Consider the following 12856-nt stretch of genomic DNA (forward strand, 5'->3'; position numbering starts at 1 on the left):
CTTCGGTGGATGTGGAGCTCCCGAGGCGCAGTGCCATTGCTTCTGTACTGGCCCCGGGGTCGGCAGGATTGTTCCAGGCCGGTTTCTGCCAAGCCTTTCGGGTGCCGCGGGCGAGCGGGGGTGCCGAAGCCGCTGTCGCAGAGCATCGACCTTCATTGCTGTCCGCTAGGGCCTGAATCGTGAATTTGGCAGGTGACAAGCACGTTTAATCCATGGGCAAAGAAGTGCACCGATTGCTTCATTTTCAGCCAAATTTATTTCCTTCCATTTGCTGGCACAAAGCCGAATGCCGGCGTAGGATGTCGGCATATCGTTGTCTTGAATTGGGGGATTTAAAGACGAATTGAAACACTCGCATTCATTTCGCATCTTTAGATGCATTGGGGAACTTATCCTGAGCAGTTGAGCCACATGGGGTGGCTGAATCATGGGCCAGGCTTTCATTATCTGAGGTCAAAGCCTTACTATAGCTCGCTCTTTTTCGGGTGGATCGCTCCTGCACGCCGCGCGATCCACTCAGGACATTCTTGTATGGGGGAGAAATGTCTAGGCATCAAAGGCGTGGCACTTTTGTGCCAAATTTGCGCCGTAAAACAGCTTTAAACAGATTATTAAAAGGATGCTTGGCGATAATTTCGTCGATTTCCTTGTGCTTTGTCATGACCATTCCGGGCATGGCAGTTGCTGCCGAAGCTTCTGTTGGGGAAGAAGTCGAGGCCAAACAGCAGGGGACTGAACCGGAGAACTCTGAATCGGTCCTGGCCACCGGCTCGGCCGAGGAAACCAAGGCCGAAGCCGACGAATCGTCCACGGCTGACACGGGGGAAGAACAGCCAGCTGCCGAAGCAGTAGACAGCGCCAAGACCTCGGCGCCAGAGGAAGAAGCAGCGGCCGAACCCGAGTCCGCCCCTGCACCGGCACCGGCAACTCAGAAGCCAGAAAAGCCAAAAGCTGTGGAAACCACGCAGCCGGCACCCGAAGCGCAACCTGTGGAATCAGCTGCGCCCAAGACAGAGAAGAAGCCAGTGGACAAGGCTTCACCGGAACTTGCGCAGCCGAAGGCCGAAGTTTCGGAATCGGAAGATTCTACCGGGTCCTCGACAGCGGCCCGCGAGCCGATCACGGCCGCTGCCCTTGAGTCAGGTGCTCCGCGGATTTGCGAGTACAACGAAGGAGACGGCTCGGTCGACACCTTCATGCAGAAGTCCGATGAGATGCCCACCTTCGCCAACGGCAATGTCCACGACGGGCTCTATGAGGGCGGTGTGGTTCACCAGCGCTTGGAAATGACATTGCCCGCAGGCGAAAACGAGCTGGTCATCAATTACCAGGTCAAGCAGGCCGGCAAATGGGCCTATGACTATTTGCTCAACGAGACAGTGGACGGCGCGAACATCACCGGCTGGACTGTCGATGAAGGCGCCGGGAACGACCGCGTCGACACCGTCTTCATCACATTGATGGTCGACGGAGAAGAAGGCGACGAGTCAAGCGTCACCCTCTACTTCGATGCGCATATCGCCTCGGAGCTGGATCACGGCCCGGGTACCGGCGCTTCCTCAATCAACGGTTCGCCGTACCACGTCCTGATCTCGTCGTTGAACTGCAAGTCCGTTGGCCAACGCGATAACCAGATCCAGGCCGGGGCGGTCCAAGCAGGTTTCGTGACCGTCATCAAGGACGCGGTTCCTGCCGATGGCACTGATTTCGGGTTCACCCTCGCCGAGGACCGCTTCGGCGACTCGACATCATTCAACCTCGATGACAGTGCCGATTCCGATACCGGCGCGAGCTTGCCGCAGAGCGTCACCTACACCGTGGCGCCAGCTACGATCACCGTCACCGAAGAGGACTTGCCAGCTGGCTGGAATCTTTCCTCGATCGCCTGCACCGGCGCCGCCGCTATCCGCAGCGGTTCGGCCATCACTTTCAACCTGGGCGACAACGATGAAGTCACCTGTACCTTCACCAACACGAAGACCACCTACGACGAGCTCACGGTCCACAAGGATGTGCAGGCATCCTATGACCGCGACTACGACTGGGATCTGGACAAGTCGCTGGCCCAGGGCCAGCAAGCCACAGTGAAGGCCACGGCCACCGGAGTGGACGTCGACTACAACGTGGTCGCCACCGCCAGCGAGGCCCAGGACAGCAATTTCCAGCTCTCCGGCACCATTACCGTGATGAACCCGAATGACACGGAGATGTCCGGGATCACGCTGGCCGACCAGCTTGATGGAGCCAATTGCGTCATCTCCGCTGGCGGATCGCCGATCGCCAATCCGGTGACCGTCCAGCCCGGCGAGAATTCCTTCACCTATGAATGCGACCTGCCCGAGGGAACCAGTGCCGCCAGCGCCGGCACCAACACGGTCAGTGCAACCTGGGACCCGGAGGCCTACTATGGCACCGATGGCCAAGCCAGCGCCTCGGCCGACTACGATTTCGCGTCCGTCTCGCCAACGGTGACCGACGATGAAGTCACCGTTACCGATAGCGAAATCGACCTTTCGGGCATCGCCGGCGGTAACACCGTTACAGCCGGGGAAAGCCCGAAGTCCTTCGCGTACACCATCGAGTGGGACGGCGTGCTCGGAGAATGCACCGACTACCAGAACATCGCCAGCCTCGCCGCAGACGACGGTGAAACGCTGACCGACAATGCCACCGTGGAAGTCTGCATCGGCCAGGACCTGGCTATCGAGAAACTGGTCGTGTCCAGTTTCAACCGCAGCTACGACTGGAGCATCGCCAAGGACGCAGTAGGCGAGCAGCCATTCACCGCGGATCCGGAAACCGGCGAATTCACCGCGCAATACTCCGTCACTGTCACTCCCGAAAGCTATTCGGACAGCGACTGGGCCATGAGCGGAACCATCACGGTATCCAACCCCAATGACTGGCAAGCCATTGACGTGACCGTCACCGACCAGGTCGATGTGGGCGGGGACGCAACCTGCCAGGTGGTCGGCATTGCCGGCGAACCGGACACGCTGGACGCCGATCCGGTGGCACCGGGCTTCCAGGCAACACTGGATGCCTCCCAAACACTGACCTTCAGCTACAGCTGCACCTTCGGATCGCAGCCGAATTACGAGGGCAGCAACACCGCCGAAGTGACGTGGTCCTCCAGCGAGGCCTCCACCGCTTCGGGCAGCGCCACCGAAGTTGTACCGGTGGATGCAGGCGACTGGACGCAGACACCACTGAACCAGACGGTGACCGTGACCGACCCGCTGCATGAATTCGATCCGGCCTGGACCATCAATTACTCCGATGGACCGCAGACTCGGACCTATGAATACACCTGGACGGTGGAGGAAGCCGGCACGTGCCAGAGCTTCATGAACACCGCCACGATCACCGGAAGCAACCAGCTGGTCAAGAGCGATGACGCCCAAGTCGAAGCGTGCCGCCAGGCAGGGCTGACCGTCACCAAGGACGTGACAGCCTCCTATGACCGCACCTATTTGTGGAGCATCGACAAGCAGCTGGCCGAGGGCCAATCGCCAGATGCCGTCGTCGAGGAAGACGGAACCGCCACCGTTCACTACACGGTGCTGGTGGACAACACCGGCTACGAGGATTCCGGGCAGCAGCTTTCCGGATCCATCACGGTGAGCAATCCCAACGAATTCGAAGACCTCGAAGTGACGATCAGCGACGAGAATACCCTCTCGGCCGCCTGCACCATCATTGCCGAGGACACGAATCCGGGAATGGAAGGCATGCAGCAGGTGGTGCCGCGCAGCGGCTCGATCACCGTGGACTACAACTGCGATGCATCGGCCGTGGCGGAGGCCGACTACACCGGCAACACCAACACCGCGGTGGTCACCTGGGGTGATGGGCTGCAGGCTGAGAGCCAGCCGGTACCCATCGAATTCACCCTGGATGAGAGCACCGATGAATCAGTTGGAGTCTGGGATGACCAGGCTGATCCTTCCGGGGACCCGGTACTGCTGGGCACGGTCCACTACGCCGACGCCCCGCAGAGCTTCAGCTACGAGATCACCTACGAAGTGCCGCGTGATGAATGCTTGGTCTTCACGAATACCGCGTGGGTGGATCTGGCCGGCGAGGACATCGAGGACTCGCAGGACGTGGGCATCTGCGACCAGAAGAATCTGGTTATCACCAAGGACGTGGACGCCAGCTACGCACGCGACTACGACTGGTCGCTTCACAAGCAGGTGGACCGCAGCGAATTCACGGTCGCCGGCAACGGCACGGTCACCGCGCACTACACGGTAGTGGCCACCGCCGGCGAAGCGCAGGACAGCGCGAAGCAGGTGTCCGGAACTATCACCATCAGCAACCCGAACACGCAAGTCGGGGACCTGGCGGCCACGGTCACCGATGTGCTCTCCATCCCGTCGGCCAGCTGCACCATCGAGGGCACCGATGCGGATGAAACCGCCGGCGGTTTCCAGCTCGTGCTCGGTGACGGGGAAAGCACCACCCTGGGCTACAACTGCCAGGTCCCGGCGGACACCGACATCACCGCCCAGTACACGAACACCGCAACCGTGGCCTGGGGCCAGGAACGCCAGGCTGAAACGGACGTCGATTTCGGGTTCGAGCAGGCCCTGCTGACCGACGGCGAAGTCGCCATCACCGATGACCAGACCGTTGAAGGACAGGTAACGGTCCTTGGCACCGCCAAGGCCCAGGAATCGCCGAAGACCTTCGAGTACGACGTGGAACTGGATGGCGTGGCAGGAACCTGCACCGACTACACCAACACCGCGGTGCTCGATGAGGCCACCGGCGAGGGCGAGGAGAACACGGCTTCGGCCAGCGCCACGGTGTGCGCCGGCGCCGATCTGGATATCGCCAAGAACGTCGTGACCTCCTTCGACCGCTCCTACCTGTGGTCGCTGGACAAGGAACTGCTCTCCGGGCAACCGCTGGCAGCCAACCCCAATACCGGTGAAGCCACCGCGAACTACCGGATCACCGTGACCCCCGAAGGCCACGAGGATGGCAATTGGGCGATGAGCGGAGAAATCACGCTCGCCAACCCGAACGACTGGCAGGACGCGCCGATCACGGTGCAGGACTTCGCCGATGTCGGCGGGGACGTGAGCTGCACGATCACCGGGGTGCAGGGCGAAGCGGTGGCGGACATGTCCGCCGGGCAAGCCGGCTTCCAAACGGTGATCCCCGCAGGAGCCGAATGGGTGATGGACTACTCGTGCACCTTCGAATCCCAGCCGGAGTACAACGGCAGCAACACCGCCACCGTGGATTGGGATGCCCAGGCGCTGAGCACGGCCAATAGCCAGGACTCGGATACCGTACAGATCTCGGAAGCCGACTGGACCCAGACGCCGCTGAACGACACGGTGACCATCACGGACAGCGCTCATGAGTTCGATCCGGCGTGGACAGTGGATGTGGCCGATGGGCCGCAAAGCCGGGACTACTCGGTGACGTGGACCGTGGACCAGGCAGGCACCTGCCAGGTATTCGAGAACGTCGCCACGCTCACCGGCGATGACGGCTTCACCGCGACGGACAATGCGCTCGCCGAAGCCTGCCGCGAGGCGGCCTTGGAGATCAGCAAGACCGTCGAAGCCGAGTACGACCGCACCTACCAATGGCAGATCGAGAAGTCGCTGGCCGAAGGCCAGGACCAGCAGATCACCACCAACGGTGCGGCCAGCGAACCGGTGGACTACGTGATCAAGGTGGAGAACACCGGGTACGAGGATTCGGGATGGGTGCTGGAAGGCCAGATCACCATCACCAACCCGAACCAGTACACGGGCATTGACGCCACGATCCAGGACGTGGTCGATCTGGAATCGATCACCTGCACCACTTCGGAATCGCTGGTGAGCATCCCGGCCAACGGGATGATCACCGTCGGCTACAGCTGCGATGTATCCGCGGGAGTCGATGCCGGTTCCTACAGCGGCGGCACCAACACCGCCATGGTCAGCTGGGGCGATGACCGGGCATCGAGCACGCAGGTGCCCATCGAATTCGCCATTGACTCCCAAATCGATCGGGAGGTCGAGATCTGGGATGACCAGTCGAATCCACAAGAGCCGGTGCTGATGCGCACCGTGGACATTGATGATTCGCCGGTGCTCATCGAGTACCAGCTGGAACATGATGCTCCCGCCGGTGAATGCATGAGCTACACGAACACCGCATGGGTTGATATCCAGGCGGGGGAGGATCCGAGGGATGAGGCGACCGTGCAGCTCTGCGGCTTGCTCGATCTGATGATTGCCAAGGATGCCGGGGCCAGCTTCGATCGGACCTACCTCTGGGATCTTGAGAAGAAGGTAGACCGCACCGAGGTCACTGTCGCCGAGGACGGCACCGCCGACTTCTCCTACACCGTTTCGGCCATTCCGGACGGTTCGGAGGATTCGGGCCATGAAGTGAACGGCATGATCGTGCTGGTGAATCCGAACCGCTTCGAAGCAGCCTCGACGGTAGCCACCATCACCGACGAGATCAGCATTGAAGGGGTCACGTGCACCATCGACGCCGAGGACGCCGATCCGCAAACCGGGGGCCTGCAAGTCGCGGTCCCGGTGGGCAGCGACGGAGCCGGAGCCACGGTGCAACTGCCATACAGCTGCTCGGGTACCCCCGCTCAGTTGCACGGCAGCAATACCGCCACCGCTACGTGGGGCGAGGATTCGATGGCCACGTCAACCGCACCGGTCGACTACCTGCTGGATGCTGAAACCGATCAGCAGGTCACCGTCATCGATGACAAGACCAACCCCGAGTCGCCGGTAGTGCTGGGCGAAGCGATCTGGAATGCCGAAGGCACCCCGGTCGACTTCGACTACACCCTGCGCCACCAGGCCCAAGCTGGCACCTGCACCGAGTTCACCAACACCGCGGTGATCGATCAAACCGGGGCCGAAGACTCAACCACCGTGTCCATCTGCGGACAGAAGGCCCTGGGCCTGCAGAAGACCGCACAGGGACTGGTGGATCTGGATTACGAATGGGAGGTAGAGAAGCAGATAGACCAGAGCCAGCTCACGCAGAACGAGGATGGCACCGTCACCGCCCGCTACTGGGTGGAAGCCCGCAACACCGCAGTGGCTGAGCAGAATCTGCGGCTGGATGGAACGGTGCAGGTACAGAATCCGAATGACTTCGGTTCCATCACCGCCACCTTGGAAGACCGGATCGATACCGCCGGCACCAGCTGCCGGATCGACCTGGAAGACGCCGATGAGGCGGCCGCTGGATTGCAGGTCGTGCTCGATGCCGGGGAGAACTTGGGGGCCCGGTATGAATGCGACCTCGCCAGCTGGCTCACCACCGACGCATTCGAAGGAGCAGTCAATACCGTGATTGCCACCTTCGATGATCGCGAAGTGCGCGCTGAAGCACCGGTTGATTTCCAGATCGATGCAGTCACCGACGAATCGGTGAGAGTCACCGACGACATGATGGATCCCGAAGCCGAGCCGAAGGTGCTCGGAGAAGTCCATGTCCCGCAAGCGCCAATGCAGTTCGAATACGAACAGGTATTGGAACCCGAAGCGGGAACCTGCACGGTATACACCAATACCGCGGCAGTGCATGAGAGTACCGATGGCAACGGCAAGGACGAATCCTCGGTGGACCTGCAACTGTGCATCGAGCAGGACCTGATGATCGCCAAGAGCGCCGAAGCCCAGTACGTCCGGGACTACAACTGGTCAACCCGCAAGGAGGCGAAGCAAACGCAATTCGAGGTTGACGCGGATGGGCAAGCCACGGCCCAATACACGGTCGAGGCAAAGCTGGAGGGATACGAAGACCAGGACTTCACCGTCACCGGAGAGATCACCCTGGGCAATCCGAACGACTTCAAGGACACGCAAGTGCTCCTGGAAGACACGATATCCATCGAAGGGGCCACCTGCTCCATCGAAGGAATGGCGGATGGGAAGCTGGCGATCCCCGCCGGGGAAACCAGCACTGTGAAGTACAGCTGCACCTTCGAAACACCTGTTGCCGAGGCCGACTACACCGGCCACGAGAACACGGTGAACGCCAGCTGGACCGGTGAGGATGGGGAAACTCATACGGCCAGTGCCAAGGCGCCGCTGGAATTCGAGGCCGCATCGGCCACCGATGAAATGGTGACGGTCTTCGATGACTACACCAATCCCGGCCAACCGCGGGAACTGGGCAAGGTCAAGGCCCAGGAGCAGAGCAAGAAGTTCACGTACGAACTGGTCCTGGACGGCGTAGCCGGCAAGTGCCAGACGATGACGAATACGGCCTCGATTCCGGAGAAGTCCGGCGAGGATGGGAACAATTCGGATTCGGCGGACGTGGAAGTTTGCGCCGAGGCTCCGCAGGCAGCGCCACCGGCTCCACCAGCACCACCGGTGCCGGCAGCGCCACCAGCCCAGCCAGCACCACTAGCGGCAACCGGCCTTGACCAGGGTTCGTTGTGGCTGGCAGGGGCTGCCGGAATGGTGATTATCGCCGGAGCATTGATCCTGCTTCGGTACCGTCGCCGGAACCCATAGTCCGCGCGCCAGCTGGATGCCGGTCTTGCCTTTCGGGGCAGGGCCGGCATTCGGCGTGCGGGGGAACAATCCCTGCTGCTTCGGGGCTAGTGCCTTGGAAGCAGAACAGGCCCGGTCCGCTTATTCGCATAAGTGGTCCGGGCCTGTTGCCGTGGTCAAGCCTTCTGGCTAGATTTGGGCCGCGTCAGTGAATCTAACTAGCGAACCGTCCGCTGATGAGGTTTCTGCTGGGAACGACCGAAGTGGAGGATATCGTCCGGCTGATGGCCGATGGCGGAAAAGTCCTAGGACTCGATCTGATCGCGCGTCGCTTTGCCTTCCACACTGGTCTCAATGAGTGGATCTGTCCGTTGCTCTTCAGCAGGCAGATTCATTACGCTAGCGAAGACGTTTGCCATCCGCCGAGTTGCCTCAAGCGCCGTGCCTTCGCTTGCCCAGGAATCGAATGTGAATGAGTAATTCTCGTCCCTGGTTATGATGTCCAGCTTGGGGCCTTTCTTGGTCCGTTCCGCGAATCGCACGTAACGGACATCTGCGAGAGGAACCACATTTTCGATAGAGCCTTCTTTGATGAGGTCACTCTGGTCGGCGACAAAGAAATAGTTATCGGTAATTCCGAGGTAAACATTGTTCGCGAGCAGCTTCTCTTGATTTGCATCCGCCAAGGCCAGTAGCTGGGCATTTTCCGGGAGTGCCCAGGTGAGAATGTCTGCCACCTTGTCCGGCATGCCGGACTTGAAGACTGGAACTGCTGGGGCCAGAATTTCCCTTTGAGGGCGAAGTTGGTTTCTTAACTCAGCAACCGCACTTGCCAGTGCTTCGGCCATCTCAAGCGCGTTGTCTAGGCTGCGGCGTTTAGCCGTAAATGGAAGGCTTCGGGCAGCAGGCAGGAGTGCGAGCAAGCGCACTTGGCTTTCCACTTCGGCGAGCAATTTGGTGACTTCAACCATCGCGTCTGCATGTGCGGACTTCGTTTCCTCGACATGATGGGAAAGGAGTCGATCATTGGCGTCCGAATGCTGCGAGTCCTGGCTGATAAGGACTCCGCGGAGTACCTGAGCACGGTACCAGGCAAACTCGGCCATCAGCATGCCGTGGGAGTCGGCAAGGATCTGGTCGAAATTTTGCTTGACATAGCTTCGTCTTGATTTGGCATCACCGGCGAGGTTCATGACATGCACCTGCACAAAGTCGACGAAGACGTTTCGACACTTGCGCAGATCCGCTTCGCGAGTAGCCAAGGGGGCAAAGATATGGTCATTCACTGTTCCGGCGGCGTCTGCTTCCTGGAGCGCACGAATACTGGTTTCATGCAGGCCGACCAAGGTGGCCCAATGGTCCTGGTGAAGAGCACGCAACACATCTCGTGTTAGCTCGATATTCTCGTCGACTTTGCGGGAGATCGAAGCAAGTTGGAACTGAATAGCCAGAAGCACCATTGCCGGGGCTAGCGCTGCTCCAAGGATGGCTCCCTGAGCTACTCCTGCGGGAAGCAATCGGGCATGGGCAACGACCGTTCCGCTACCGTTCACTATCGTGCCCAGGCTCTGGCCTGCGGACTGCATCAAAGAATTGCCGGTCTGGTTCAGAATTTGCAGAGATTCTGGAGCCAAGCGGACAATACCTTGGAGTTGAGGCAAGGCGCCTACACCAACAGCAACGAGGTTTCCCACGCCGGTTATAGCTGAAAAGTGTTCAACGAGGCGTTGGCTTGCATTCGGCCCCAATAAATCGAATCCAAAGAGATCAACGTCTTTCGGCGCATGGTCCGCGAAAAGCATCGCGTATCCGTCACCTACCTCCAGCAATGCGATTTCGGATGCTTGTGCGGCCAATGCTGAGCTGGATGCATTGTTCCCAATGACTTCTGGAGTATCGGGCGTGGGAACTTCTGGGTTAGGCATTCAATGGACTTTCTGCGCAAGTGGTTCATGACGGCGAGTAGCAAGGCCCCATCGAAGAATAGAGGCCAAGTGAACACCACAGCAGTCTATCTGTCACTGTGCAGCGCACCTCAAGTGTTGCTTCGCGGGTGTAGGTGAGGGAGCTTGCCAAACAAAGAGCTCGGATGAAATTGCCTTGTCTTCGATTGAACATCGTGGCGAAGCGTGATTCGGGTGAAGACGATGGTGAGTCACTTCCATCAGCGGCGATTGATGAATTGCTGCCGATGGCAGCTGCGTCGGCAAATCGCAATTGAACTTTTCTCACGGGAGTAATTGCACCATTGATCAGGCACTGCGGTTCTTGAATATTCTCCGGACATCAACAGTGCCTTGGAAGCAGAACAGGCCCGGTCCGCTTATTCGCATAAGTGGTCCGGGCCTGTTGCCGTGGTCAAGCCTTCTGGCTAGATTTGGGCCGCGCTTTGGGCTGCGGCGTCACGCTCATCGGCTTCGCGCATGGCACGCTCTACGCGATCCACGTCGCGGACCGCACCCTTGTCAGCGGACAACGCCATGGCGGCGTAGGCCCGCAACGCAGGGGAGACCACGCGCTCGCGGCTCTTCGGGCGGTAGCCGGTGGTAGCAATCAAGCGCTCGCGGCGTTGTGCCAAAACCTCGTCAGAGACGTTCAGGGTCAGCTCGCGGGTCGGGATATCGATGGAGATGGTATCGCCATCTTCCACCAGGGCGATCATGCCACCGGAAGCGGCCTCGGGGGAGACGTGCCCGATGGACAGGCCCGAGGTGCCACCAGAGAAGCGGCCATCGGTGATCAGTGCGCAGGCCTTGCCCAGGCCGCGGCCCTTGAGGAACGAGGTGGGGTAGAGCATTTCCTGCATGCCCGGCCCGCCCTTGGGACCTTCGTAGCGGATGACCACTACGTCGCCTTCCTTCACCTGCTTGTTCAGGATCTTCTCGACGGCTTCATCCTGCGATTCGCAGACCACTGCCGGGCCGGAGAAGGTCCAGATCGAAGGGTCAACGCCAGCGGTCTTGACCACTGCACCGTCCACGGCGATATTGCCGCGCAGTACGGCCAGGCCGCCGTCCTTGGAGTAGGCGTTCTCAACCGAGTGGATGCAGCCTTCTGCATCATCGGTGTCCAGCGCCGCCCACCGCTCGGACTGCGAGAAGGCGGTGGAGGAACGCACGCCGCCCGGGGCTGCGTGCCACAGGTCGAAGGATTCCTCCTTGGCCTTGCCGCTGCGGATATCCCAGTCATCGAGCCATTCGCCCAGGGTTGCCGAGTGAACCGTGTGCACGGTTTCATCCAGCAGGCCGCCGCGGCGCAGCTCGCCGAGGATTGCGGGGATGCCACCGGCACGATGGACATCTTCCATGTAGTAGATGGTGCCGTTGCCGGCAGCGTTGGGTGCAACCTTGGCCAGGCACGGGACACGGCGGGACACTTCATCGATCTCATCGAGGCCGAATTCCACGCCGGCCTCGCGGGCGGCGGCCAGCAGGTGCAAGATGGTGTTGGTGGAACCGCCCATGGCGATATCCAGTGCCATGGCGTTGCCGAAGGCCTTCTTGGTGGCGATACTGCGTGGCAGGACCGTCTCGTCGTCTTCGCCGTAGTAGCGGTTGGCGATATCGACTACCAGCTTGCCGGCGTTTTCATACAGGTCCTTGCGGGCCGTGTGGGTAGCCAGGGTGGAGCCGTTGCCCGGCAGGGACAAGCCCATGGCCTCGGTCAGGCAGTTCATCGAGTTGGCGGTGAACATGCCCGAGCAGGAGCCGCAGGTCGGGCAGGCCGACTCTTCGATGCGCAGCAGGTCTGCATCCGATACGTTCTCGTTCACGGCCTCGGAGATGGCATCCACCAGGTCCAAGGTGCGCACGGTGCCATCTACCAGGGTGGCGCGGCCGGCTTCCATCGGACCACCGGAGACGAAGACCGTAGGGATGTTCAGGCGCAATGCGGCCATCAGCATGCCCGGGGTGATCTTGTCGCAGTTCGAGATGCAGATCAGCGCGTCGGCACAGTGGGCATTGACCATGTATTCCACGGAGTCGGCAATGAGGTCGCGCGATGGCAGCGAGTAGAGCATGCCTCCGTGGCCCATGGCGATGCCGTCGTCCACAGCAATGGTGTTGAATTCGCGGGGGATGCCACCGGCGGCGGTGATGGCGTCGGAGACAATACGGCCTACCGGCTGCAGGTGGGTGTGCCCTGGAACGAATTCAGTGAAGCTGTTGGAGACAGCGATAATCGGCTTGCGCCCGAGGTCAGCGCCGTTCACGCCGGCTGCGCGGAACAGTGCGCGAGCGCCGGCCATATTGCGGCCATGGGTGACAGTGTGTGAACGAAGTGTGGTCATACCTAAAATCTCACCATATATTTGCCCTCAAACCCAGACGGTGACGATACTAGTAGTACTACTACCATGCAATGAG

General features: G+C 60.4%; 3 protein-coding genes. 1 reads left to right on the plus strand and 2 read right to left on the minus strand.

What is annotated here, in order from left to right:
* The first annotated feature begins 623 nt into the window (after window positions 1-623).
* Window positions 624-8510, plus strand: a complete 7887-nt coding sequence (locus tag ACIOTL_RS15265) for an LPXTG cell wall anchor domain-containing protein (RefSeq protein ID WP_400343351.1) — start codon at window positions 624-626, stop codon at window positions 8508-8510.
* 284 nt (window positions 8511-8794) lie between these two features.
* On the opposite strand, the gene ACIOTL_RS15270 is transcribed toward ACIOTL_RS15265, so the two are convergent.
* Window positions 8795-10414 (minus strand): hypothetical protein, encoded by a 1620-nt coding sequence (locus ACIOTL_RS15270; RefSeq protein WP_400343353.1) that lies wholly within the window; start codon window positions 10412-10414, stop codon window positions 8795-8797.
* A 446-nt stretch (window positions 10415-10860) separates the two neighbouring features.
* The gene (gene ilvD, locus ACIOTL_RS15275; RefSeq protein WP_400343354.1) at window positions 10861-12780 is read right to left on the minus strand and encodes a dihydroxy-acid dehydratase; all 1920 of its coding nucleotides are present in this window, start codon (window positions 12778-12780) and stop codon (window positions 10861-10863) included.
* Between the last annotated feature and the right edge of the window lie 76 nt (window positions 12781-12856).

The organism is Glutamicibacter sp. NPDC087673, assembly GCF_044743255.1.
Taxonomy (GTDB): domain Bacteria; phylum Actinomycetota; class Actinomycetes; order Actinomycetales; family Micrococcaceae; genus Glutamicibacter.

What these genes read in the sequence shown, in the direction of transcription:
- ACIOTL_RS15270 (WP_400343353.1), bottom strand. Translation starts at nt 10,414, where the DNA reads ATGCCTAACCCAGAAGTTCCCACGCCCGATACTCCAGAAGTCATTGGG.
- ilvD (WP_400343354.1), bottom strand. Translation starts at nt 12,780, where the DNA reads ATGACCACACTTCGTTCACACACTGTCACCCATGGCCGCAATATGGCC.